Below are 24375 nucleotides of genomic sequence, written 5' to 3'. Positions count from 1 at the left end.
CGGGGAAGCTGCCCGACTATGTTGCGGAGTGCAACCTAATCGAAGATTGCACCCCAGCGGCGCTTGGCGCGCGTTTTCCACGCGCCGCGATGGTATGCATCGCTGGCAAGCAGCGGCATCACCGACCCTGCCTCGGCGAACACCATCTGCTCGATACCGGTGTTGACCTTGCCCCAGCTAGCCGCCTCTTGCAGCGTAGAGGAAGAACACGCGCCGTCGCGCACGTCGGCGACGGTGATCTGTACGGCGTATTTGTGCACCTGCACATCGTCATGCCCCAGGATTTCGGCGCAGACGACGGTGTCCTGAATGAAGTTCTTGGGCACACCGCCGCCGATCATCAACAGGCCGGTGGTGCCAGCCTTGATCTTGATATCGGTCAGTTCGCGGAAGTCGGCGATGGCGTCGAGCACCATATAGGGCTTGCCTTCCTTCGCACGATCGACCTGGTGCTTGACCAGCCCGAATCCAGCCGATGAATCGACGAATGCTGGGCAGAAGATCGGCACGTCATGCTCGTACGCCAGCTTGACGAGGCTGTTGTCCTTCTTGCCATGCTCGACGAGGTATTTGCCCATCTCGCGAATGAACGCGCGGCTCGAATAGGGGCGTGGTTCGAGCGAATTGGCGATCTCGTAGATCGTGTGGTCGCAGTCCTGAAGCTGCTCCTCGTCGATATAGGTATCGTAGATGCGGTCGATCAGCAGCGAGCGCAGCGTGTCGTCGTCGGGTACTTCCAGCGCCTGATAATGCTTGTGACCCAGCCCCTCGAAGAAATCCATGTCGACGATGCTGGCACCGGTCGCGACAATGCCGTCGATCATGTTCGATTCGAGCAGCTTGGCATACAAATCCATGCACCCGCCCGCGCTGGTCGAACCCGCAATGACGAGGAAGATCGAGCAGTCGGGATCTTCGAGCATCTGGTTGTAGATGCCGGTCGCGCGCGCAAGGTCGCGGCTGGTGAAGCTCATCTTGCCCATCTGGTCGATGATCGGCCGCGCGTCGAAGCTGGTGATATCGATATGCTCGACGGTGGTCGAGAGCAGCTCGGCCTTGCGCTGGGCGTTGGCTTGGGGGGTGGTCATTTCAATCTCCAATTTCGTCGCCCCGGCGGAGGCCGGGGGCCGCTTGCGGAAAGAGTGCGCTCTCACCGATAGCGGCCCCGGCCTCCGCCGGGGCGACGTGAATATATTACGTTACAGCTTGACGACGTTCGACGCGACCTGACGGTCATCCTCGACATACAACGACACCATCGGCTCGTCGGTGACCTCGATCGTCTCGACCGACCCGAAGCCGTTAAACCCAGTCCGCATCGCGCAGCCATAGGCGCCAAGCATCCCGATCTCGATATAATCGCCTGCCTCAACATCGGCCGGCAGCATGAACGGCCCCGCCATATGGTCGAGGTCGTCGCACGTCGGTCCGTAGAAGCTGAACCCGTGATCGCGGGTGTGCGACGGGTCCTCGCGGAGCAGTTCGACCGGGAACCGCCAGCCGATATGCGCCGCATCGAACAGCGCGCCATAGGCACCGTCGTTGATGTACAGTTCGTCGCCGCGCCGCTTTTCGACGCGCACGATCAGGCTGCTGTACTCGGCGCACAGCGCGCGACCGGGCTCGCACCAAAGTTCGGAGGAATAGCTGACCGGCAGACTCTCGAACGCGCGGTGTATGACGTCGAAGAACACTTCGAGCGGCGGCGGCTCCATGCCCGGATAAGACGAAGGGAAGCCCCCGCCGACATCGACGACATCGACGGTGACACCTGCCGCGACGATCGCCGCGCGGACGCGTTCCATCGCTTCGGAATAGGCCGCCGGGGTCATCGCCTGAGAACCGACATGGAAGCAGATGCCGAGCGCGTCGGCAGTCTGGCGCGCCGCAATCAGCAGTTCCTTCACTTCGGAAGGATCGGCGCCGAATTTCGAGGCGAGGCTCAGCTTCGAATGCTCCGATGACACGCGCAGCCGCACGCACAAGGTCAGATCGGTGGCGTTACCGGTGGCCCGCTCGATCTTTTCGAGTTCCTCGAGCGTATCGAGCGAGAACGTCCGGACGCCGTGCATGTGATAGGCCTCGCGGATCGCTTCCTCGGCCTTGACCGGGTGCATGAAGCACAAGGTCGCGTCGGGCAGCAATCCCGCGACCAGCCGCACCTCGGCAATCGACGCCACGTCGTAATGCGTGATGCCGCTCTCCCACAGCAGCGAGATCAGGTCGGGAGAGGGGTTCGCCTTCACAGCATAGATCGAGCGGCCCGGAAACTTCTCGACGAAGAATCGGGCTGCGCGCTGTGCCGCGTGCGGACGAATGAGCGTAACCGGCTGGACCGGCTTCAGGGCAGACGCTAGCCCCAGCGCGCTATGATGCTTGACCAACTCAAGAGACCTCCAATTGCCTTGCGGCAGTGTCGTAAAAAGCTGCCTTGCGGTGGAAGTCCCATGGAGCAGCGAAGCGCGCATATATGGAGCGCACCCCCCCATGTAAAGAACCGGCAAGTTGCAGCATTCGTAATGAGCATCAGGAGCGTCAAAGCGTGAGAAATCCGAGCCTTTCCGGGGTCCGCGATGCCGCAGATGCGGTGGCGCGAATTGCCCTGCCAACACCGTTGTTAACTTTTGAGGTCGGCGGCACGATCGTTTTCGCCAAGGCCGAATCGCTGCAACCGATGGGCGCGTTCAAGTTGCGCGGGGCATGGTGGCGGCTGGTTTCGTTATCGCCGAAGGAACGTGCGCGGGGAGTCGTCGCCTTCTCGTCGGGCAATCACGCACAGGGTATCGCCTGGGCCGCCAAGCGGCTCGGCATTGCGGCCACCATTGCAATGCCGTCGGATGCTCCCGCAGCAAAACTAGCGGGAACCCGGGTGCTCGGGGCCGACATCGTCCTGTTCGACCGCGCGACCGAAAGCCGTGAAGAAATCGCCGCCGCATTGGCGGCAGAGCGCGGCGCAACCCTCGTTCCCAGCTTCGACGATCCCTGGGTAGTCGAGGGGCAGGGCAGTGCCGGCATAGAGGCGGCGACGCAAATGGCGGCGCTCGGATGCGCGCCGCCCGATCTGGTTGTCGCCTGTTGCGGCGGCGGGGGACTTGCCTCGGGGATGGCCCTTGCCTGTCCGGACGCGCGGATGATTGTCGTCGAACCCGAGGGTTGGGACGACATGACCCGGTCGCTGGCAGCGGGCGTGATTGTGCCGGTTGGGCCCAATCCCCCGCCGACCGCCTGCGATGCCCTGATGACCAAGCGAGTCGCCGAGTTGACGTTCGGTATTCTTCGGGCGCGCGGCGCGACCGGTGTGGCCGTGTCCGAAACCGAGATCGAGGATGCGATCCGCTTTGCGTTCCGGACCTTCCGGCTGGTCATCGAACCCGGTGGTGCGGTCGCGCTGGCGGCGATTTTGTCGGGGAAAGTCGTGCCAGGCGAGCGGACACTGGTTACCCTGTCAGGCGGCAATATCGATCCGGATCAATTCGCCGCGATATTGGGTCGCGGGCAATGACCGGCCTCGTTCCGGGCCTTTTGATGCTGGCGGTGTTCGCGTTGGTCGCAGGCGGCATTTACCTGATTCGCAAGGGCCGGGATCGCAAGCGCGGCATGCTGATGCTCGTTGCAGCCGCCGTTTTCCTCGGCAATGTGTTGATCCTGACACTTTAGCTTGCCAGCGCCTGTTGCAGGACGCGGTGCCATCGATCGAGTCGTGCCTGCTGGTTGGTCCCTTGTGGCGTCCAGCGCGATGCCGCCTGCCACCGCGCCCCGAACGCAGCAGCGTCGGCGAACAGGCCAGCCCCGACCCCGGCAAGAGCTGCCGCGCCAAGCGCCGTGGTCTCGTGGCTCGCAGGCATTTCGACGGGCGTGTCGAGAATGTCGGACAGGAATTGCGCGAACCAGGCGTTCTGCGCCATCCCGCCATCGATGCGGAGCGCGGCGGGTTTGCTGGCACCGTCCGCTGCCATCGCATCGGTCAGGTCGCGGGTCTGGAACGCAATGCTTTCCAAGGTCGCCCCGACCAGATCGGCAGCGGTGGTATCGAGCGTCAGCCCGTGCACCGACCCGCGTACGTCCGCCCGCCAGTGCGGCGCGCCAAGTCCGACAAAGGCAGGGATGACGGTTACGCCGTGGTCTTCCTTCGCGGCGCAGGCTAGCGTTTCAGTCTCCTGCGCGCTGTCAACAAGGCACAGCTTGTCGCGCAGCCATTTGACGGCGGCTCCGGCGACGAAAATCGACCCTTCCAGTGCATAGGCGCGATCTTGGCCGACCTCGTAAGCGGGCGTTGTCAGCAGCCGGTGGGTCGAGGCGAGTGCTTGCGCGCCGGTGTTCATCAGCATGAAGCAGCCGGTGCCATAGGTCGATTTGACCATGCCGGGGCTGAAACAGGCTTGCCCGATCAGCGCGGCCTGCTGATCGCCTGCCATGCCGAGAATGGGGATGCTCCGCCCGAACAGCGCGGGGTCGGTGTCGCCAAAATGATGGGCGTTGGGGTGAACTTCTGGAAGCAGGTTTTCCGGAATGTCGAACAGTCGCAGCAACTCGGCGTCCCACCGCCGCCGATGGATGTCGTACAGCATCGTGCGACCCGCATTGGTCCAGTCGGTTGCGTGAACGCGGCCCCCGGTCAACCGCCACAAAAGGAAACTGTCGATGGTCCCCGCCGCAAGCTCACCCTTGGCCGCACGGTCGCGCGCGGCGGGAACAGCGTCGAGCAGCCATTTCAGCTTGGTCGCCGAGAAATAGGGGTCGAGCAGCAACCCCGTCTTCGCTTGAACGCTGGACTCGATTCCGTCTGCCTTCATCGCGTCGCACAGGTCTGCCGTGCGGCGATCCTGCCAGACGATGGCATTATGGATCGGCTTCCCCGTCGCGCGGTCCCAGACAACGATTGTCTCGCGCTGGTTGGTAATGCCAATGGCTTCCACCGGACCCGACATCGCCTCGCGCGTCACCGCCAGCGTGGTGGCCCAGATCGTCTCGGCGTCGTGTTCGACCCAGCCGGGCTGTGGATAAATCTGGGAAAAATCTTGTTGGGCGGTCTGTAACGGAACGCCGTCGCCCGAAAAACGGATCGCGCGCGACGAGGTGGTGCCCTGATCGATAGCAAGCAACTGGCGCTTCATGGCGCAAATCCTTCAGGCGCGGGGTGAAGTGGTCGGTCGCGCGTTTTGGTCGAAGGATAGCCGAGCTTGCCCAGCACGTCTTCTCCCAGACGCCGCGCAGTCGTGATCTTGCCGCCGAATACGCTCAGCAGCGGCGGACCGCTTTCGTCAAGTTCGAGGACATATTCGCGCGTCACTGCCTTCGCCTCGCTCGCACCGTCGTCGTAGAGCGGACGGACGCCGGACCAGGTGCCGGTGACGTCGCCGGGCGTGATCGACCGGGTGAAGTAGCGGTCCACCGCCGCGCACAGATAGGCGATTTCGTCGGTGTCGGCGGGCGTCGCTTCGGGGCTTTCCACGGCGATGTCGGTTGTGCCGATCGCGGTTTCGCCATGCCAGGGAAACGCGAAGACGATGCGCTTGTCGGGCTGTTGCAGCATATAGGCGTGGTCGCCCTCGTACAGGCGCGGCACGGTGATATGGCTGCCCTTGACCAGCCGGACATGCGCCCGGGTGTTGATGCCCAGCCGACCGAGCATTTCGCCCACCCACGGACCCGCTGCATTGACCATGATCCGCGACACGACCTCACGCCCTCCGGTCAGCACCGCGCGCCAGACGTCGCCATCCCGTCGTGCGGACACGAGTTCGGTTTGCGTCGCAATCTCCGCCCCGTTGGCGACCGCGTCTGCGGCAATCGCGCGCGTCAGGGCCGCATCGTCGGTCGCAGCGTCGAAATAGACGAAGCCCGCACCCTTGCGTCTGAGCGGGGCTTGATAGGCGGCGTCGTCGGCGCGCAGCCCGCGCGAATGCGGCACACTGATCCGTCCCCCGAGCCGGTCGTAGATCGCCAGGCCCAGCCGCACCATCCACCACGGGCGGACCGCATTTTCATGCGGCAGAACGGTCGCCAGAGGGCGGATCAGTTCGGGCGCGAGGCGCAGCAGCCGCTCGCGTTCCTGCAACGCCTCGCGTACCAGCTTGAACTCGTAATATTCGAGGTAGCGCAGGCCCCCGTGGATCAGCTTCGTCGATGCCGATGAGGTGTGTGCCGCCAGATCGTCCTTTTCGACGAGCAAAACCGACAAGCCATTAAGCGCGGCCTCGCGGGCAATCGAGGCACCGTTGATGCCGCCACCGATGATAAGCAGGTCGTATGTCATGCGTTCTGATAGCGTTGTCATTTAGCTCCGTCATGCTGAACTTGTTTCAGCATCCACTCTTCCGCAAGTATGGCTGTTGCAGCGGAGGGGTGGACCCTGAAACAAGTTCAGGGTGACGGCGCTCTGGTTGATGCGTATCGCCTCCAAATGTCCAAACGCCTGCCTGTCGGCCTCCCCACCCGCGACCAGATCCTCGATTTCATCACGACGTCGGACGTGCCAACGGGAAAGCGCGAGATCGCCAAGGCGTTCGGGCTGCACGGCGCAGACAAGATTGTGCTGAAAACCCTGTTGAAGGACATGGCCGACGAAGGCCTGATCGACAGCGCGCCGGGCAGGGCGTTTCACAAAATGGGCGGGGTGCCGAAGGTTACGGTCATGCGCGTCGTCGATATCGACGGCGACACCGTCATCGCCACGCCTGAGAACTGGCAGGCCGAAGGTGTGACCGCGCCGCGCCTGCGCGTCATCGAGCGCGGCAAGCGGAGCGCGATGGGCGTCGGCGACCGTTTCCTCGGGCGGACCGAAGAACGTGGGGCAGGGCATGTCGTCCACCCGATGAAAAAGCTGGCGCGCGGCGAGGAAATGCTGCTCGGCGTGGTGCGGCGCGAGGGCGACCGGCATTATCTGACGCCCGTGGACAAGCGCGAACGCCGCGACACGCTGATCGCCGATCTGGGCGACGCGCAGGATGGCGACCTCGTACTCGCCGAGAAGTCGGGCCGCCCGCCGCGAATCGTCGCGCGGGTGACGCAGGTTCTGGGCGATCCGTTCGCCCCGCGCGCGTTCAGCCTGATCGCGATCCACAAACACGGCATTCCCGACCGGTTCAACGACGAGACGATCACCGAGGCGCACAAGGTGGCAAAAACGCCGCTCGGTGACCGGGAAGACCTTCGCCACCTGCCGATCGTCGCCATCGACCCCGCCGATGCGCGCGATCATGACGATGCGGTCTGGGCTGCGCCGAACGATGATGGCGGTTTCGATGCCATTGTCGCGATTGCCGATGTGTCGTTCTATGTCCGCCCCGGCTCCGACCTCGACCGCGAGGCGAAGAAGCGCGGGAACAGCGTCTATTTCCCCGACCGCGTGGTGCCGATGCTGCCCGAGGAACTGTCCGTGAACATCTGCTCATTGAAAGAAGGGCAGGACCGCGCGGCACTCGCCTGCCACATGAAGATCGATGCGAAGGGCCGCGTGAGCGACTGGCGGTTCACCCGGGCAGTGATCCGCGTGGCAGCGAATATTGCCTATGAGGACGCGCAGGCGGCCATCGACGGCGGCTCGGCGCCCGATCATTTGAAGCATCTCTGGGCCGCCTGGGCGCTGCTCGCCAAAGCCCGCGATGCCCGCGAACCGCTGGCGCTCGACCTGCCGGAACGTCGCGTCGTACTCGACGAGGCAGGTCGCATCATGAGCGTCGCCGTCCGTGAACGGCTCGACGCGCACCGGCTGATCGAGGATTTCATGATCGCGGCCAATGTCGCGGCAGCGAAGGCGCTTGAGGCCAAGAAATCGCCGGTCATGTACCGCGTCCACGAAGTGCCGGGCCGCGAGAAGCTGGTTGCGCTCAAGGATTATCTCAAAACCTTCGGCGTCGAATTCGCGCTGGGGCAGGTCATCACGCCCGCGACCTTCAATCGCCTGATCGCGCTGACCGGCGACCCCGAGCACAAGATGCAGGTGATGGAGCAAATCCTCCGCACCCAAACGCAGGCATATTACGGTCCGGCGAACGCGGGACATTTCGGGCTTTCACTCGGCAGCTACGCTCATTTCACCTCACCGATCCGCCGCTATGCCGACCTGATCGTCCACCGCGCGCTGGTGCGGTCGTTCGGGCTGGGAGAGGGAGGTCTGACCGAGGACGAGGCAAGCCGCATGTCGGTGTTGGGCGAGGCAATCAGCCAGGCCGAACGCCGCGCGATGGAAGCAGAGCGCGAGACCATCGACCGCTATGTCGCCGCGTTCCTGTCGACCCGGGTCGGGGAAGTGTTGGAGACGCGGATTACGGGTGTGGCGAGCTTTGGGTTCTTTGCCACGGTCGAAGGAATCGGCGGCGACGGGCTGGTGCCAGTGTCCACCTTAGGTGACGACTATTACCGCTTCGACGAAGGCGCGCGGACGCTTACTGGCGATGCGACCGGCACCGTCTATGCGGCAGGGAAGACGATGCAGCTGAGGCTAGCCGAAGCGAGCCCGATCAGTGGGGCACTACGGTTCGAACTGCTCGAGGGCGGCTCGAATGGTGGCGCGCGTCCCCAACGGCCCCGGAGCAACACGATGGGGCGGCGCGGGCGACCGGGGAATATCCGCCATCAGGGGCGGCGGCGTTAATCCTCGCGCTCGAACGTGAGCCCCGCATGTTCGACTAACCGCTCGATCAGCGTACGGCCCATGATCGCACTCGGTGTCCAGAATCCGCCTGCCGCCTCAGTTTCGCTTAACAGCATCGCCGCCTCGGCAATCATCTTGCTGGTCGACCCATAGCCGGGATCGCGATCACCCTTGACCACGGCTTTGCGCGTCTTGCCGTCTGGCCCTTCCGCGATGAATACGATCTCGTAGAACCCGTTGTCGCGCTCTTCCTTGGACGGACCCTCGCCGGGTTTCGGACCCTTCGAATCGCTCATCGGGTTCATCTTCGCGATGCCCTCGGCCATCGCTTTTCCCGCATCGCCGATGGTCGTGAACAGCATCTCGTCGTACTTGAAATCCTCGCCATAGGAATGGCCGAGCAGCGCGTTGGTGCGGTGGACGTTCTTGGTGTTGATCGGCGCCATGATGAACGGTGCGGCCCACATGCCGGTGGCCTTGTCGTACTCGGGGATCAGCCCCATCGGCTGCGACGGCCCCTCGAATCCCGGCGTCAGCGCGAACGGGTTTTTGAGCAGGCCGACGACCGAGAGGTCCTTGGCCGCAGCGGCCATCGTGGCCTTCATGCTGGCAGCAGTCCCGCCCGAAAAAGTGCCCTGCATCTTGCGGACACGGCCCTTGATGCGCGGGGCGGGCCCACCGGCTTCGGCGGTCACGATATCCTGCAGGTACAGCACGCCCAGATCGAACGGGATCGAATCGAATCCGCAGCTGAACACGATCTTCGCGCCGCTCGCTTTTGCCATCTCGGCATGGGCGTCGATCATGTGGCGCATCCAGGCGGGCTCGCCGCACAGGTCGACATAGCCGGTGCCCGCCTTGGCGCATGCCGCGACCAGCTCGTTTCCATAGAGCTGATACGGCCCGACGGTCGTCAGCACGACCTCGGTCCGCGCGCACATTGCGGCGAGCGAGGCGTCGTCCGACGCATCGGCGACGATCAGCGGCGTGTCGGCAGGTGCGCCGATCAGGTCGCGCACCTCGGCCAGCTTGTCGGCGCTCCGCCCCGCCATCGCCCAGCGTTTCCCGCGCGCGTTGCCGATCAGATATTCGGCAACCAGCCGTCCGGTGAAGCCCGTCGCGCCATAGACGGCGATGTCGAAATCCTTGGTCATAGCTGCGTCCCTCTCGTTTGTTTCGACCGTCGATGCCCTGCCGCCACCGGTGCCGCAAGGGGCACGCCAAAGGCACTCCGTCGAACGTGCACATTATTCACTTCACAAAACTGAAACTTTGGTGTCATTTAAGTGTAACGAACAAAAACAGATGGGATGGCCCGATGATCAAATACCTCGTTAGCCCCTTGCTTGTCGCGGCGTCGCTGCCATTTGCGGCAGTGGCGGCTCCTGTGGATAACTATTCGGCAAAACCGATTTCTTCCGCGAAATATGACGTTGCGCGCGCCAATCTCGAACAGGTCGTGCGTGAGGATGCGCTCGACGAAGGCGCATTGCTCAACCTTGCGCTGATTGCCCGCCAACAGGGGCGTATGACCGAAGCGACAAGGCTCTATCGCCGCGTTCTGGCCAACGAAGATGCAGTTGTCGGTACGATGGACGGTCGTCCGCGTTCTGCCCATGTGCTTGCCCGCGAAGGCCTCGGCAAAATCGTCACGATTGCCGCACGCTGACTTTTACAATCTGGGCAGCGTGACCCCGCGCTGCCCCATATATTTGCCCGCGCGGTCGGCATAGCTGACCTCGCACGGCTCGTTCCCTTTGAGGAACAGGAACTGGCACGCGCCTTCGTTTGCATAAATGCGCGCGGGCAGTGGCGTCGTGTTCGAGAATTCGAGGGTGACATGCCCCTCCCAGCCGGGTTCGAGCGGCGTCACATTCACGATGATCCCGCAGCGTGCATAGGTCGATTTGCCGAGGCAGATGACGAGCACGTCGCGCGGGACGCGGAAGTATTCGACCGTCCGCGCCAGCGCAAAGCTGTTCGGGGGGATAATGCAACAGTCGGTCTTGCGGTCGACAAAGCTGTTGGCGTCGAAATCCTTGGGATCAACGATCGTCGAGTTGACGTTGGTGAAAATCTTGAACTCGTCGGCGACGCGTGCGTCATAGCCATAGCTGCTGAGGCCGTAGGAAATGCACCCGTCACGCCGCTGCGCCTCGACGAACGGCTCGATCATGCCGTTGGTTTCGGCCTGTTCGCGGATCCAGCGGTCGGATTGGACGGACACTCTATTCCCCTCAGATCAGATCGGCTGGACCGAATGCATAAGGCAGCAGGTCGGACAGCTTGTGCGTCTCGTGCCGCTTGCCATCGCCCGACGCGCAATGGATTGTCAGGTCGCATTTCCCCAGCTGCGCGGCCTCGTTCAGCACTTGGCGACAACGTCCGCATGGCCGCACCGGCTCTGCTCCGGTGCCACCGATCACCGCGACCTCGACGACCTCCGCCAGCAGCTCCTCGTTGGCGATTTTGGCAATTGCGACCGTTTCCGCGCACAGCGACAGGCCGTAGCTCGCATTCTCGACATTGGCCCCGGTCACGATCCGCCCGTCGGTTAATCGGATCGCCGCGCCGACATAAAAGTTCGAATAGGGCGCATAGGCGCGGGTTGCGGCCTCGCGGGCGGCTTCGATCAGGGCTTGGGTCGCGTTCATCATCCCTTGATATGCAGCACGCAGATTAGCGTGAATAGCCGTCGCGCGGTATCGAAATCGAGATCGACCTTGCCCTCCAGTGCGGTCTTGAGCAGCTCGGCGGCGTCGTTGTGGACGCCGCGGCGCGCCATATCGATCGTTTCGATCTGTTGCGGCGTCGATTGCTTGACCGCCTGGAAATAGCTGTCGCAGATGGCAAAATAATCGCGGATCGGGCGGCGGAAACGGCCCATGCCAAGGATATGGGTCTCCAGCTGCGTCCCGTCCTCGCGCGCGATGTCGATGGCCAGCCGCCCCTCCTGCACGCTCAGCCCGACGCGAAACGGCCCCGTGTGCCCCTCGGCAAGTGGCCGCACCGGTGCGAAATAATTGCCCTCGAGCAGGTCGAAGATGGCGATGCGCCGTTCCTGCTCGATATCGGCATTGCGCCACACGATCGTCGCCTCGTCGAGCGTGATGTGCGAAATCCGGCGCTCGTCGTCAAAGTCGTGCATGGCAATATCGGCTTTGTGCGATTGCCGCCCGGTTGCCAAGAACTATCCCCAACGGCATCCCCAGCTGAATTGTTACCGATGATCGCAAAGCCATTGTCGCGCGCGCGCTTCGCGCCGATGGTGCGTCCATGGCCGAACCGCTCAGACTGATTCCCGCAGCCGCCGACGCTGCCCGCGAACTGCCCCATAATATCGAGGCGGAGGCCGCCCTTCTCGGCGCGCTGATGATCGACAACCGGCTGGTCGGCGACGTCCAGATGCTGCTGCGGCCCGACCATTTCTTCGAGGATATCCACGGGCGGGTGTTCACCGCGATCCTCAATATGGCCGACAAGAACATGGTGGCGAACCCCGTCACCTTGCGCCCGATGTTCGATGCCGACGAGGCGATGAAGGAGTTGGGCGGCGCCGGTTATCTCGCCAAGTTGACGGGGAGCGGCGCGGCGCTGATCGGCGCGAAGGACTTTGCGCGCCAGATTTACGACCTTGCCCTGCTACGCGAGTTGGTCTGCGTCGGGCGCGACATGGTGCAGGGGGCGCTCGACACGTCCGAGGCCATCGACCCCAAGGGGCAGATCGAAGCGGCAGAAATGTCGCTCTACAAAGTCGCCGAATCGGGCGGCGAGACCGGCGGGACGAAGACGTTCAAGCAGGCGACGCAGCTCGCCATGGAAATGGCCGAAAAGGCGCAGAACTCGGGCGGGGCGCTGTCGGGGATCACGACGGGGCTCGAGTCGCTCAACGCGCGCACCGGCGGCTTGCACAAAAGCGATCTTGTCATCCTTGCCGGACGTCCCGGCATGGGCAAGACCGCGCTTGCCACCAACATTGCCTTCAACACCGCGCGTCGCTGGGTGCGTGAGGAGGAGGAAGGCGTCGAAGACAAGAAGCGGGCGGGGGCGCGGGTCGCGTTTTTCAGTCTCGAAATGTCCGCCGACCAGCTGGCGACGCGTATCCTGTCCGAACAGGCGGGCATCAGTTCCGAAAACCTCCGCATGGGCAAGATCACAACGAGCGAGTTCCGCAATCTCGCGCGCGCCGCGTCGGACCTGCAGTCGCTGCCGCTGTTCATCGACGACACGCCTGCGCTGACTATTGCGGCGCTGCGGACGCGCGCGCGGCGGTTGAAGCGCCAGCACAAGATCGGCTTTATCGTCGTCGATTATCTGCAACTGTTGCAAGGCTCCGGCAATGGACGCGACGGCAACCGCGTCCAGGAAATCTCCGAGATTTCACGCGGGTTGAAGACGCTCGCGAAAGAACTCGACCTGCCGGTGGTCGCACTGTCGCAGCTTAGCCGCGCGGTCGAACAGCGCGAAGATAAAAAGCCGCAACTGAGCGATCTGCGCGAATCGGGCTCCATTGAGCAGGACGCCGACATCGTGCTGTTCGTGTACCGCGAGGAATATTATGTCGCCGCGCAGGAACCACGCGACCCCGACGATCCCAAGATGGAGGAATGGCGCGCGCATATGGAACGCGTGTTCGGCCTCGCCGAAGTCGTCATCGCCAAACAGCGCCACGGCGCGACCGGAAAGGTGAAGCTGAGGTTCGAGGCGAACATCACCCGGTTCAGCGATCTCGCCGAAGAGGGCTATTACGCTGACAACCATTGATCTGGGCCGCTATTCGCACAGCCCCGAAAAACTCAGCGGTCCGGCAGATTGTCGAAGGTACGCCGCAGTTCCTTGAGCGTTTCGGCCGTGATCCGCAGCGCTTCAGGGTCGAATTCCGACATCAACTCGGTCACATCGGGGGCAACAGTGCTCAGAAAGGATTCGTGACGCGCCACGCCGGCGGCCATCACAAAGACGCAGCGGTCGCCATCGACCCAGTCGATCTCGACCAGTTTCAGCCGAGCGAGCGCTTCCACGGTCTCTGTCATCGAGGGCACATCGACCTGAAAACACCAGGCGAGGGTCGAGAGCTTTTCGCTGCTCTTCTTCTGGCGGACGAGGTAATTGATGACCCCGAAGGCGCGTGCATCGAGATCGCCCGCCGCCGGATTGAACCGCTCGCGGGTCAGATGCTCGAGGATCGCAATATCGGTAAACAGGTTGAGCAGCATCGCGCGCGTCGCCGGATCGTCGCTGTCGAGGGCCCCCGCCACGTCCACCCCTACCGGATCGGCGAATTCGGCGCGAGGCGCATGTCGAGGTAGTTATCGACCGAGGACATCAGCTCGACGCCTTCCTTTTCGAAGAAATGGTTCGCGCCACGGATCTCGTCGTGATGAATGGTGATGTGCTTTTGCGTCCGCAGCTTGTCGACCAGCTTTTGCGTGGCATTCGGCGTTGCGACCTCGTCGCCCGTCCCCTGGATGATGATGCCCGACGAAGGGCAGGGCGCGAGGAAAGTGAAGTCGTACATGTTGGCGGGTGGCGCGATTGAGATGAACCCCTTGATCTCGGGGCGGCGCATCAGCAGCTGCATGCCGATCCACGCGCCGAAGCTGAAACCCGCGATCCAGGTCGTCTGGGCCTCGGGATGGACCTGCTGCACCCAGTCGAGCGCCGATGCCGCGTCGGACAATTCGCCGACGCCATTGTCGAACACGCCCTGCGACTTGCCGACGCCGCGGAAGTTGAAGCGCAGGGTAGCAAAACCGCGCCGCACGAATGTTTGGTAGAGCGCTTGCACGATGCGATTGTTCATCGTGCCGCCCGCCTGGGGGTGGGGGTGCAAGATCATCGCAACGGGCGCGCGCGCGCGCGGGCCGGGCGCAAAACGCCCTTCGAGACGGCCTTCGGGTCCGGGGATAATTACTTCGGGCATTCAGGTCTCGATTGTGTTGGCCGCGCGACCCGGCGTTCGGATAGTGCGACGAGTGTTTGCGAAAGCTGGCGCGCTATATAGGGGGCAGCGTAACAATCGCAACGGCGCAGCCACGCGCCCGTGGAGACCGTGTTGGCCGACCGCCTGTATCTCGACCATGCCGCGACGACGCCGGTGCTTTCCGTGGCGCGCGCTGCCGTGGCACAGGGCATGGAGATATGGGCCAACCCGTCGTCGCCGCACGGGCCGGGGCGGGCGGCGCGGGCTGCACTGGAGGAGGCGCGCGCTCGGGTGAAGGCAGCGCTCGGTTGGACCGGCGAAGTCATCTTCACGAGCGGCGCGAGTGAGGCCATCGGGATTGCGATGGGCCGGACGCAGAATGACGTGTTGCTTGTCGGTGCGACCGAGCACGACGCTGTCCAGCGCGCCGCAGAGCGGGTCGTGGTGCTGCCGGTGGGTCCCGACGGTTTGGTCGCCGCGCATGTCCTGACGGGGCGTCTCGGCGCGCTCGGCGCGGGATTGCCGCTGGTCGTCGTTCAGAGTGCCAACAGCGAAACCGGCGTTCTGCAACCGCTCGACGAACTAGCGCCGGCTGTCCGCAAGGCGGGCGGGTTGCTGTTCGTCGATGCGTCGCAGACGGTGGGCAAGCTGGCGCTACCCCATGCCGACCTGATCGCGGTGTCGGCGCACAAGTTCGGCGGGCCGCCGGGGATCGGGGCGCTGCTCGTCCGCGACTTCGCGATGCTGAATGCCAGCGGTGGGCAGGAGCGTGGCTATCGCGGCGGCACCGAAAATCTGCCGGGCGCGCTGGGCATGGCGGCGGCGCTGGAGGCACCGCGCGGCTGGATCGACCGCGCCGCCGATCTGCGCGCGCATCTCGACGGGGCTATCGAGGCGGCGGGCGGGCAGGTTATCGCGCGAACCTCGCATCGGATCGCTACGATTGCGTCCTACCGGATGCCGGGTGTCGCCTCGGCGGTGCAGCTGATCCAGTTCGATCTGGCCGGGATCGCGGTGTCGGCGGGCAGTGCCTGTTCGTCGGGCAGTCTGAAGCCCAGCCATGTCCTGACCGCCATGGGCTGGAGCGAGGCCGACGCCGCCGAGGTTGTGCGGGTGAGCTTCGGTCCCGATACCACCCGCGCCGATGTGTATCGCTTCGTCGAAGTCTGGCGGCGCATCGCTGCCGATGCAAAGGCACGGGCGTGATCTATCTCGACTATCAGGCAACCACGCCGCTCGCGCCCGAAGCGCGCGAGGCGATGCTGCCCTGGCTGACGGCGGCAGGATCGGCCAATCCGCATTCGGCGCATGTTTCGGGGCGTGCTGCCAAGGCAGCGGTTGAACTCGCGCGCGAACAGGTCGCGGCGTTGCTGCCGAAGGGCGGCCAGGTATATTTCACCAGCGGGGCGACCGAGGCGCTGAACTGGGCGCTGATCGGCGGCAGCGCACAACGGATCGCGGCGAGCGCGACCGAACATGCCGCGGTACTCGACACAGCGACGTGGTTGGACCGACGGGGCCATGACGTCACTTTGTTGCCGGTCGATAGCGACGGGCTGATCCGTCCCGATGCCGTTCCCGGCAGTCTCGATCTGCTCGCCGTCATGCTGGTCAACAACGAGATCGGCACAGTGCAGCCGGTGGCCGAACTGGCGGCGCGGGCAGGCGACGCGCTGGTGCTGTGCGACGCCGTGCAGGGGTTCGGGCGCATCGCCATTCCCGACGGCTGCGATCTGATCGCGATCAGCGCACACAAGATTCACGGTCCCAAGGGGATCGGCGCATTGTGGGTGCGCGACGGCGTCAAGCTCGAACCGTTGCTGCACGGTGGCGGGCAGGAGGGTGGCTTGCGCTCCGGCACCTTGTCTCCGGCGCTGTGCGCCGGGTTCGGGGCGGCAGCGGCGCTTGCCAGGGCACGGATGGCGGAAGATGCCGCGCACATCGAACGGCTGTGGACGGCGGCGACCGCGTGCCTGGGTACGGACTGGCAGATCAACGGCAGCGTGACCGCGCGCTATCACGGCAACCTCAACATTCGCCGCGATGGTCTCGACGCCGTGCGGCTGATCTCGGGCTTGCGCGACATCGCTTTCTCCGCTGGATCGGCCTGTGCCAGCGGCTCGGGCCGCCCCAGCCATGTGCTCAAAGCCATCGGCTTGACGGATGCCGAGGCACGGTCGAGCATCCGGCTCGGCTTTGGACGCTACACGTCCGAGGCGGAACTGACCGGGGCCATCGACCGGATCGTCGCGGCGGCTGATTCTCAAGCGAGGCTGGCCGCATGATCCGCGTCCGCTTCGTCAGCGCCGACGGCACGCGAACTACCGAGGCTGAGGCACCGCCCGGTATGACCCTGCTCGACCTCGCCCAGAATAAGGACCAGCCGCTCGAGGGGACGTGCGAAGGGCAGATGGCGTGTTCGACGTGCCACGTCATCGTCGATGCTGCCGATTTCGCGAGACTCCCGCGTGCGAGCGACGATGAAGAGGACATGCTCGATCTGGCGGCGGGCGTGAGCCGCACCAGCCGCCTCGCGTGTCAAATCATCCTCGACGACGGCCTCGACGGCCTGACCGTCCGCATGCCAGGTGAAAGCCGCAACATGCAGGGTCGTTGAAAAGTTGACGCGACTGCGCCATATGCCGCTCCGGAAGTCGGGCGGACGGTGCTCTCGCCAACCTGGTCAGGTCCGGAAGGAAGCAGCCACAACGAATTCGTGCCGGGTCGTCCGGCTTCCACCGCGCCGTCGCGGCACGACTTGGCGGAGCCAAGTCGCCCAGCGACAAGCGCGGCCAGCGAAACGAAGTTTCGACTGACGAAGCGGCTTTGCCGCTTCGCAATCCGCCGCTAAGCCCATGGCGTGACCACTCCCGCCCCCTACCGCGTCCTTGCCCGCAAATACCGCCCGCAGCGCTTCTCCGAACTCATCGGGCAGGAACCGATGGTCCGTACCCTCGGCAACGCGATCAAGCGCGACCGGCTGGCGCACGCGTTCCTGATGACCGGTGTGCGCGGGGTCGGCAAAACCTCGACCGCGCGCCTGATTGCCAAGGCGCTCAACTGCATCGGGCCAGACGGGCAGGGTGGGCCGACGATCGATCCCTGTGGTGTGTGTGAACCGTGCGTTGCCATCGCCGATGGGCGATACATCGACGTAATAGAAATGGACGCGGCATCGAACACCAAGGTCGAGCAGATGCGCGATCTCCTAGACAATGTGCCTTATGCTGCGGTGAGCGCTCGCTACAAAATCTACATCATCGACGAAGTTCACATGCTGTCGAACAGCTCCTTCAACGCTCTGTTGAAAACGCTCGAAGAGCCGCCGGCGCACGTAAAATTTCTCTTTGCGACGACCGAAGTCCAAAAAGTTCCCCTCACTGTCCTCTCTCGTTGCCAGCGATTCGACCTTAAGCGCATTTCGGCGGAGATGCTTGCAAACCATTTTGCGGGCATCGCCAAAGCCGAATCAGTCGATATTGAGGCTCAGGCTCTCGTTATGATTGCGCGCGCTGCCGAAGGGTCGGTGCGCGACGGCCTGTCCATCCTCGACCAGGCGATTGCCCATGCCGATCTGGAGGCGAGCGACGGCAATGCCGGACAGGTTACGGCAGCAGCTGTGCGTGACATGCTCGGCCTGTCGGATCGCAACGCCCTGCGCGATCTGTTCGACTTGCTGTTGCGCGGCGAGGCTCCGGCGGCGCTGGCAAAACTCTCCGAACAGGTCGATCTTGGCGTCGATCCCACGGGCGTCCTGCGCGGGCTGCTCGAGATCGTGCACGGCGTGACCCTGGTAAAAGCAGGTGCCGCCCCCGATGCCGCGCAATCGGCGGAGGAGCGCGCCGCTGCCGACCGCTGGGCCGACGGCATGTCGTTCGCGACGCTCCACCGGCTATGGCAGTTGCTGCTCAAGGGGCATGACGAAGTCGCGCGCGCCAGCGATCCGCATCAAGCCGCCGACATGGCGCTGCTGCGCGTCATCCACGCCAGCCAGATGCCCGACCCGGCGGGCCTCCTCAAACGCATCGAGGCAGGCGGCGTTGCCGCACCGCTCGCGACAGCTGCTCCGGCAGCACCGAGCGGTCCGGCGACCTATCAGGCGCTCGTCGAACTGGTCGAAGCGTCGGGCAAACGCGTGCTCGCGCACCGGTTGCAGGAAGAAACCAGCGTAGCGCGCTGGGCCCCGCCCGAAATCGGACTTCACCTGCGTCGACCGTTCGAATTGCGCGAACTGGCAGCGGCATTTCGCGAGGTGACCGGCACCGACTGGATCGTTACCAGCGAGGAGGCCGCGTCGGCACCGAGCTTGCGCGAGCAGGAGGTTGCCGCAGAAAACAGTGCGCGCGATGCCGTGCTGGCCGATCCGGTCGTTGCCGCCGCACTGGCCGCTTTTCCAAGTGCCGAATTGTTGGAAATTTCTGAACAACGGAGTGCAATACGATGAATTCGCTCGACGATATCCTGAAGATGGCGCAAAATGTTCAGACCCAGATGGCCGAAGCGCAGGCGAATCTCGACAACATCGAGGTCGAAGGAGCGGCTGGCGGCGGGCTCGTGAGAATCAGGGCGAGCGCCAAGGGTCGGATCATCGCAGTTAGCATCGACGACTCGCTGATCGTACCTGCCGACAAGCAGATGCTCGAGGATCTGGTCGCCGCCGCGTTCAACGATGCGCGCGCGAAGGCCGATGCCGTGGCCGGGCAGGAAATGGGCAAGATGACGCAGGGCATCCCCCTGCCGCCGGGATTCAAGCTGCCTATCTAAGGCAGCTATCCAGCCCGTCGTTCCGCACTACGCCGATCCGCGCGGCGATGCTGTTGCCATAACGCCGCGTAAACCCGCGCGGGATCGTCGCTTCGCGCTTCTTGGGCAGCGGCAACACGGCGGCCATCCGCGCGGCCTCCGTGGTGCTCATCCGGCTGGCATCATGGCCGAAATAGCGTTTCGATCCTTCATTGACGCCGTAGGTTGCGATACCGGTTTCGGCGATGTTGAGATAGACTTCCATGATCCGGCGCTTGCCCCAGATCGTTTCGATCAACACCGTGAACCACGCTTCCAGCCCTTTGCGGACGTAACCGCCGCCCTGCCACAGAAAGGCATTCTTCGCGGTCTGCTGGCTGATCGTCGAGCCGCCACGGATGACGCCTTTTCCCCGGGCATTGCGTTTGATCGCGGCTTCGATGGCCGCTCGGTCGAAGCCGTTGTGCGTACAGAATTTGGCATCCTCTGCTGCAATCGCCGCGCGCGCCATGTTGCGGTCTATTTGCGACAGCGGCATCCAGTCCTTGGTCACGCTACGCCCGCCGAGCACATCGCCCATCATCGTGAAGGTGATCGGCGGCGGCAAAAAGCGGTAGATCGCGACCCACAGGATCGAGCCGAGCACGAAATACAGCGCCGCCCGCCAGACGAAACGCCAAATCCGGGCGGGGAGGGAGCGCGAAGCCAAGGCAGCCATGCGCGGGGCGTTACCGGCTTGCCCGATTTCCCGCAATCGGCTCTAGTTGCGTCATGCGTTACCGGATTCTCCTGCCTGCCTTCATGGCTGTCGCCGCGCCCGCCCTTGGTGAAGAGCGCTATTTCTGTGCGTCGCGGCCCGGCCTCAACACGCCGCCATGTATCGTCGAGCGCGGGCATCCGGTGCTGGAACTCGGGCTGGTCGACTGGACACTGTCCCGGCAACCCGGTTCGCGCACCGACACCATCGCGTCGGGGCAGGCCGTGCTGCGTGTTGCGCTGGGGGAGAGTACCGAGGTGCAGGTCGGCTGGACCGCTTTCGGCACTGTCCGCACGGCTGACCGGGTCGCGCGCACCGTCCAGCATGACAGCGGCACCGGCGATGTTACGCTGGCGCTGCGGCAAAGCCTCGGCAAGGCGAACGGGCCCATAGCCATTCAGCCCTATATCACCTTGCCGACCGGTGGCACCGCAATCGGGGCAGGCGACTGGGGCGCGGGGGTGCTGCTCCCCATCGGTGTCCCGCTGGGGCATGGCATCCAGCTGGCCGTGACGCCGCAGGTCGCGGCCGCGGTAAACAGCAGTCGCTCGGGACGGCATTTTGCCTATGGCGCAGCCGCGGGTCTCTCCACGTCGCTGGCCGAAGGGTTGAGCGGCGCAGTCGAAGTTTCGGCCACGCGCGACGAAGACCCGGGCGGTGCCAAGACCAAGGCCCTGGCGTCGACCTCGCTGGCATGGATGGCAGGAAAGAACACACAACTCGACATCGGCACCGTGGCGGGGCTGAACAGCGACAGCCCCGATATCGAGGTCTATTTCGGCATCACGCGGCGGTTTTAGCCCAGCGCCAGTCCCTTAAGCGAGCGCCAGCGTGCCGTTGCCCTGCGCGATTTTCATCATCGCCTTTTGCAGCTTGTCGAACGCGCGGACCTCGATCTGGCGCACCCGCTCACGCGACACGCCGTAAACTTGGCTCAATTCCTCGAGCGTTTTCGGTTCCTCGGCCAGACGGCGCTCGGTCAGGATGTGCTTCTCGCGCTCGTTGAGCTCTTCCATCGCCTCGATCAGCATCGCGTGACGGTGGACGCGCTCCTGCGAGTCGGCGACTTCCTCGTCCTGCAACGGCGCGGTGCTGGGCAGCGTGTCCTGCCATTGTCCCTCGCCGTCTTCGTTGAAGCTGACGTTCAGGCTGGTATCGCCGCCCATCGCCATGCGGCGGTTCATGCTAACGACTTCGTCTTCGGTGACGCCCAGATCGGTCGCGATCTTCGTCACGTCTTCCGGCTTCAGATCGCCGTCTTCGAACGCGTTGATCCGCGCCTTCATCCGCCGCAGGTTGAAAAACAACTTCTTCTGGTTCGCCGTCGTCCCGATTTTGACGAGACTCCACGTCCGCAGGATGAACTCCTGGATCGACGCGCGGATCCACCACATCGCATAGGTCGCCAGACGGAAACCGCGATCCGGCTCGAATTTCTTCACGCCCTGCATCAGGCCAATATTCCCCTCGGAAATCAGCTCGTTGACCGGCAAACCATAGCCGCGATAGCCCATCGCGATTTTCGCAACGAGGCGCAGATGGCTGGTCACCAGACGTGCCGCCGCCTCCGGATCGCCATGCTCCGAAAAGCGTTTGGCGAGCATATATTCCTCTTCGGGCGTCAGCAGCGGAAATTTGCGGATTTCCGACAGATAGCGGTTGAGCCCCGCCTCGGTGCCGAGCGAAGGAATGGTCGCGGGAAGATTGCTGTCACCAGCCATGACGTAAGGTAACTCCCTGCCGCCCGGTGGATGCCGGTACGGGAATGCAACGATCTATACACGAAGTGCGGTGAACAGTGCCTGCATATCGTGCGGTAATTTGCTTTCGAACGCCATAGGCGCGCTTGTGACGGGGTGAATGAAGCCGAGGTGCGCGGCATGTAGTGCCTGACGCGTGAAATCCAACTGTCGCAGAACGTCGCGGTGTTCGGGTCGGTTCCGTCCATAGACCGGATCGCCAAGCAACGGATGCCCGATCGACGCCATATGCACGCGCACCTGATGCGTGCGCCCGGTCTCGAGGCGGCATTCGACCATCGCGGCGCGGCGCAGCGGCTCGACCAGTGTGAAATGGGTGACGGCGCGCTTGCCGCGCGGCTGGATGGCGATTTTCTTGCGGTCGTGCGGGCTGCGCGCGAGCGGGGCATCGACGGTCCCCTCGCGCTGGGGCAGGCCTGCAACGATGGCGGCGTAGCGGCGGTCGATACTGTGTTTGGCGAACTGTGCCGACAGCCCCTCGTGCGCCGGATCGGTTTTGGCGACGACCAGCAAGCCGGACGTGTCCTTGTCGATACGGTGGACGATGCCGGGGCGCGCGACGCCGCCGATGCCCGACAGCCGTCCGGCGCAATGGTGAAGCAGGGCGTTCACGAGCGTCCCGTCGAGGTTCCCCGCTGCCGGATGGACGACCAGACCCGCAGGCTTGTCGACGATGAGCAGATGATCGTCTTCGAACACGATATCGAGTGCGATATCCTGCGCCGCGTTTTTCATGGCAGTCGGTAACGGGATGTCGATCTCGAACGGGGCGTCAGCCTGCACTTTCATCGCTGGATCGCGCGACAGGGCCGTGCCGCTGCGGACATGCCCGGATGAAATAAGTGCCTTCAGCCGTTCGCGCGACACCGTCGGCACCGACAGCGCCAACGCCCGGTCGAGCCGCATCCCTGCGAACTCATCGGCAATCACGACCGAAATTGTGGAAACCCCCGCGTTCATTCGACTAGAGAGATGGAAATGGCGCTCCAAATTGCAAGACATGTGCTGGAAGGACTGCGCGAACAATCGTTGTTGGCGTACCCATTGGAGGCGTGTGGGCTGCTGTTCGGCGATGAGAGACTTATCTCCGGTTTCGAGACGACCGCCAATGTCGCTCTCGATCCCGACAAGGGTTTCGAGATCGATCCGAAGGCGCTGTTCGTGGCAATTCGGGCGGAGCGGGCAGGTGGCCCGCAATTGATCGGCTACTGGCACTCGCATCCGAACGGCCGTGTTGAGCCGTCACAGCGAGACCTCGACGCTGCTCGGGACGACGGAAAAATTTGGGTCATCGTAGCGGGTGACGACATCGCTGCTTGGCAGGCTCACATATCCGACCTGATCGACACGCCTGAACACGGCGTCGCCGAGGCGGATGGCGAATGGATTCCCGCCATCAACCAAGTTTCGAATGGCAAGACTATTAAGGACTTCTGGCATCTGCCGCTGGACACAGGGGAAATCCGTCATTTGATTCCCCGGGACAAGTGCGACGAGGATATCGTTCCTCTGATTGCCAAGGCGGGCTATCCGGGCATCGTACCGATACTCGATGAATTAATGTCTTGGACGGCCGACCCGAATTGGCCGGTCGCGCCGCCTATGATCGATTATCTGGCGACGATCGGTGCGCCTATGGTCGAGCCGATCCGTCGCGTGCTTCGGGGCGATGATGACGGTCACAAGTTTGTCTGCCTGCGAGGGATGGTGCGGTTACTCCCGCCTGCCGCGCTGACGCTCCTAAAAGACGACATTGCCGCACTTGCCCGAATTCCAGCGCAGGGTGATAGGGAAACGAGCGTTAATAATGAGGCACGAGCCATCCTGGACAGTATGGATGCTTAAGGTGCGAAGCAGGTTGCACGACGCCGTGACGTCAGCCAAAGCGCGCGCGAGTTCAGGAGTTTGCGGATTATGACGATTGCGCCGGTCGATTTCGCCAGCCTGCTGTGTTCGCGGCTGTGTCATGACCTGCTGAGCCCGGTCGGTGCGCTTAACAACGGGCTCGAACTGCTCGCCGACGAAACCGACCCCGACATGCGTGCCCGATGCCTCGAACTGCTCGGCGAAAGCGCGCGGGCATCGGCGAACAAGCTTAAATTCTTCCGCCTCGCGTTCGGGGCCGCCGGTGGTTTCGGCGATGCTGTGGATGCGCGCGAAGCCAAAGCCGCAATCGAGGGCCTGTTCGGCGGCGACGGGCGGATCGAGATCAACTGGCTGGTCGAGGAAGCGACACTGTCGAAAACCGCGATCAAGGTGCTGCTCAACATCGTCCTCATCGCGGGCGATGCGCTGGTACGCGGCGGGCGGCTCGACATCGGGGTCGAGGTCGTGGGCGGTCGGACCGAGATTGCGGTGCGCTCGGAAGGGCCGCGCCTCGTGCTCGATCCGGAACTTCGTACAGCCTTGACCGGCGAAACCGCCGATGACGCGCTGACCCCGCGTGCGGCGGCGGCGTGGCTCGTCCACCGGCTCGCGGTCGATAGCGGTGGCGCGGCAATCGTGTCGCCCGCCGATGCCGGGTTCCTGCTGTTCGGAGCCACGCTCGGCGGCGCCTGAGCGCCCTCCTAAGCGGTTGTTAACCAGCACGTCATAG

26 protein-coding genes and 1 other RNA gene are annotated in these 24375 nt (G+C 63.9%); 14 read left to right on the top strand and 13 right to left on the bottom strand.

Features of this window, described 5'->3' with window-relative positions; all coding sequences use genetic code 11:
* Positions 1–35: 35 nt before the first annotated feature.
* Both M0209_RS06965 and M0209_RS06960 read right to left on the bottom strand, forming a co-directional pair.
* A complete protein-coding gene (locus tag M0209_RS06965) occupies positions 36–1088 on the bottom strand; it encodes a 1,9-bis(guanidino)-5-aza-nonane synthase (protein ID WP_258887561.1) in 1053 nt (350 codons plus the stop codon).
* Positions 1089–1199: 111 nt separating this feature from the next.
* On the bottom strand, positions 1200–2384 hold the full coding sequence (locus M0209_RS06960) for a type III PLP-dependent enzyme (protein ID WP_258887560.1): 1185 nt from the start codon (positions 2382–2384) through the stop codon (positions 1200–1202).
* Between the two features lie 158 nt (positions 2385–2542).
* On the opposite strand from M0209_RS06960, the gene M0209_RS06955 reads away from it, so the two are divergent.
* Positions 2543–3502: a threonine/serine dehydratase gene (locus M0209_RS06955; protein ID WP_258887559.1), complete on the top strand. Its 960-nt coding sequence runs from the start codon at positions 2543–2545 to the stop codon at positions 3500–3502.
* Positions 3499–3657, top strand: a complete 159-nt coding sequence (locus tag M0209_RS06950) for a hypothetical protein (protein WP_258887558.1) — start codon at positions 3499–3501, stop codon at positions 3655–3657. The genes M0209_RS06955 and M0209_RS06950 overlap by 4 nt, the downstream gene beginning before the upstream one ends.
* Here the strand turns inward: M0209_RS06950 and glpK are convergent.
* Positions 3654–5114, bottom strand: a complete 1461-nt coding sequence (gene glpK / locus M0209_RS06945; RefSeq protein WP_258887557.1) for a glycerol kinase GlpK — start codon at positions 5112–5114, stop codon at positions 3654–3656. The genes M0209_RS06950 and glpK overlap by 4 nt on opposite strands.
* The gene (gene glpD / locus M0209_RS06940) at positions 5111–6256 is read right to left on the bottom strand and encodes a glycerol-3-phosphate dehydrogenase (RefSeq protein WP_258887556.1); all 1146 of its coding nucleotides are present in this window, start codon (positions 6254–6256) and stop codon (positions 5111–5113) included. Before glpD ends, glpK begins: the two co-directional genes overlap by 4 nt.
* Before the next feature lie 147 nt (positions 6257–6403).
* On the opposite strand from glpD, the gene rnr reads away from it, so the two are divergent.
* Complete coding sequence (gene rnr / locus M0209_RS06935) at positions 6404–8596, top strand: ribonuclease R (RefSeq protein WP_258887555.1); 2193 nt, start codon at positions 6404–6406, stop codon at positions 8594–8596.
* On the opposite strand, the gene M0209_RS06930 is transcribed toward rnr, so the two are convergent.
* Positions 8593–9750 carry a trans-acting enoyl reductase family protein gene (locus M0209_RS06930; protein WP_258887554.1) on the bottom strand — a complete coding sequence of 386 codons (1158 nt, stop codon included), beginning with the start codon at positions 9748–9750 and terminating at the stop codon, positions 8593–8595. The genes rnr and M0209_RS06930 overlap by 4 nt on opposite strands.
* A 164-nt stretch (positions 9751–9914) precedes the next feature.
* On the opposite strand from M0209_RS06930, the gene M0209_RS06925 reads away from it, so the two are divergent.
* On the top strand, positions 9915–10265 hold the full coding sequence (locus tag M0209_RS06925; protein WP_258887553.1) for a tetratricopeptide repeat protein: 351 nt from the start codon (positions 9915–9917) through the stop codon (positions 10263–10265).
* Positions 10266–10268: 3 nt separating this feature from the next.
* On the opposite strand, the gene dcd is transcribed toward M0209_RS06925, so the two are convergent.
* The 3 genes from dcd to M0209_RS06910 are packed head-to-tail and all read right to left on the bottom strand — an operon-like array spanning position 10269 to position 11744.
* The gene (dcd, locus tag M0209_RS06920) at positions 10269–10823 is read right to left on the bottom strand and encodes a dCTP deaminase (protein ID WP_258887552.1); all 555 of its coding nucleotides are present in this window, start codon (positions 10821–10823) and stop codon (positions 10269–10271) included.
* Between the two features lie 10 nt (positions 10824–10833).
* A complete protein-coding gene (locus M0209_RS06915; RefSeq protein ID WP_408988186.1) occupies positions 10834–11253 on the bottom strand; it encodes a cytidine deaminase in 420 nt (139 codons plus the stop codon).
* Positions 11250–11744, bottom strand: a complete 495-nt coding sequence (locus M0209_RS06910; protein WP_258887550.1) for a UPF0262 family protein — start codon at positions 11742–11744, stop codon at positions 11250–11252. Before M0209_RS06910 ends, M0209_RS06915 begins: the two co-directional genes overlap by 4 nt.
* 128 nt (positions 11745–11872) lie before the next feature.
* On the opposite strand from M0209_RS06910, the gene M0209_RS06905 reads away from it, so the two are divergent.
* Entirely contained in the window at positions 11873–13360 is a 1488-nt protein-coding gene (locus tag M0209_RS06905; RefSeq protein WP_258887549.1) for a replicative DNA helicase, read from the top strand.
* Positions 13361–13392: 32 nt separating this feature from the next.
* Here M0209_RS06905 and M0209_RS06900 read toward each other — a convergent pair whose 3' ends face one another.
* Together M0209_RS06900 and M0209_RS06895 are read right to left on the bottom strand one after the other, a co-directional pair.
* Positions 13393–13854 carry a hypothetical protein gene (locus M0209_RS06900; RefSeq protein WP_258887548.1) on the bottom strand — a complete coding sequence of 154 codons (462 nt, stop codon included), beginning with the start codon at positions 13852–13854 and terminating at the stop codon, positions 13393–13395.
* A gap of 8 nt (positions 13855–13862) precedes the next feature.
* Positions 13863–14519, bottom strand: a complete 657-nt coding sequence (locus M0209_RS06895; RefSeq protein ID WP_258887547.1) for an alpha/beta hydrolase — start codon at positions 14517–14519, stop codon at positions 13863–13865.
* Between the two features lie 129 nt (positions 14520–14648).
* Here M0209_RS06895 and M0209_RS06890 point away from each other — a divergent pair, with 129 nt between their 5' ends.
* The 6 genes from M0209_RS06890 to M0209_RS06865 all read left to right on the top strand — a co-directional run bounded on the left by M0209_RS06890 (position 14649) and on the right by M0209_RS06865 (position 19283).
* Positions 14649–15725: a cysteine desulfurase family protein gene (locus M0209_RS06890; protein ID WP_258889587.1), complete on the top strand. Its 1077-nt coding sequence runs from the start codon at positions 14649–14651 to the stop codon at positions 15723–15725.
* Positions 15722–16804 (top strand): cysteine desulfurase family protein, encoded by a 1083-nt coding sequence (locus M0209_RS06885; protein ID WP_258887546.1) that lies wholly within the window; start codon positions 15722–15724, stop codon positions 16802–16804. The genes M0209_RS06890 and M0209_RS06885 overlap by 4 nt, the downstream gene beginning before the upstream one ends.
* Positions 16801–17136 carry a 2Fe-2S iron-sulfur cluster-binding protein gene (locus M0209_RS06880; protein WP_258887545.1) on the top strand — a complete coding sequence of 112 codons (336 nt, stop codon included), beginning with the start codon at positions 16801–16803 and terminating at the stop codon, positions 17134–17136. Before M0209_RS06885 ends, M0209_RS06880 begins: the two co-directional genes overlap by 4 nt.
* 30 nt (positions 17137–17166) lie before the next feature.
* Positions 17167–17261, top strand: an RNA gene (ffs, locus tag M0209_RS06875) — signal recognition particle sRNA small type.
* A 118-nt stretch (positions 17262–17379) separates the two neighbouring features.
* Positions 17380–18963 (top strand): DNA polymerase III subunit gamma/tau, encoded by a 1584-nt coding sequence (locus tag M0209_RS06870; RefSeq protein ID WP_258887544.1) that lies wholly within the window; start codon positions 17380–17382, stop codon positions 18961–18963.
* Entirely contained in the window at positions 18960–19283 is a 324-nt protein-coding gene (locus M0209_RS06865; RefSeq protein WP_258887543.1) for a YbaB/EbfC family nucleoid-associated protein, read from the top strand. The genes M0209_RS06870 and M0209_RS06865 overlap by 4 nt, the downstream gene beginning before the upstream one ends.
* Here the strand turns inward: M0209_RS06865 and mtgA are convergent.
* The gene (gene mtgA / locus M0209_RS06860) at positions 19276–19980 is read right to left on the bottom strand and encodes a monofunctional biosynthetic peptidoglycan transglycosylase (protein ID WP_258887542.1); all 705 of its coding nucleotides are present in this window, start codon (positions 19978–19980) and stop codon (positions 19276–19278) included. The two genes, M0209_RS06865 and mtgA, sit on opposite strands and share 8 nt — an antisense overlap.
* Before the next feature lie 53 nt (positions 19981–20033).
* Between mtgA and M0209_RS06855 the strand changes: the two genes are divergently transcribed.
* Positions 20034–20819 carry a transporter gene (locus tag M0209_RS06855; RefSeq protein WP_258887541.1) on the top strand — a complete coding sequence of 262 codons (786 nt, stop codon included), beginning with the start codon at positions 20034–20036 and terminating at the stop codon, positions 20817–20819.
* Between the two features lie 15 nt (positions 20820–20834).
* Here M0209_RS06855 and rpoH read toward each other — a convergent pair whose 3' ends face one another.
* Entirely contained in the window at positions 20835–21740 is a 906-nt protein-coding gene (gene rpoH, locus M0209_RS06850; protein ID WP_258887540.1) for an RNA polymerase sigma factor RpoH, read from the bottom strand.
* A 54-nt stretch (positions 21741–21794) separates the two neighbouring features.
* Positions 21795–22739, bottom strand: coding sequence for an RluA family pseudouridine synthase (locus tag M0209_RS06845; RefSeq protein ID WP_258887539.1), 945 nt, complete (start codon positions 22737–22739; stop codon positions 21795–21797).
* A 12-nt stretch (positions 22740–22751) separates the two neighbouring features.
* On the opposite strand from M0209_RS06845, the gene M0209_RS06840 reads away from it, so the two are divergent.
* The gene (locus tag M0209_RS06840) at positions 22752–23624 is read left to right on the top strand and encodes a DUF5071 domain-containing protein (RefSeq protein WP_258887538.1); all 873 of its coding nucleotides are present in this window, start codon (positions 22752–22754) and stop codon (positions 23622–23624) included.
* A gap of 69 nt (positions 23625–23693) precedes the next feature.
* Positions 23694–24338: a histidine phosphotransferase family protein gene (locus M0209_RS06835; RefSeq protein WP_258887537.1), complete on the top strand. Its 645-nt coding sequence runs from the start codon at positions 23694–23696 to the stop codon at positions 24336–24338.
* Positions 24339–24375: the final 37 nt, after the last annotated feature.

This window comes from Sphingomonas sp. SUN039 (assembly GCF_024758725.1).
In the GTDB taxonomy this organism is placed as follows: Bacteria; Pseudomonadota; Alphaproteobacteria; order Sphingomonadales; family Sphingomonadaceae; genus Sphingomonas_O.
This window is presented reverse-complemented; position numbering and strand designations above follow the sequence as displayed.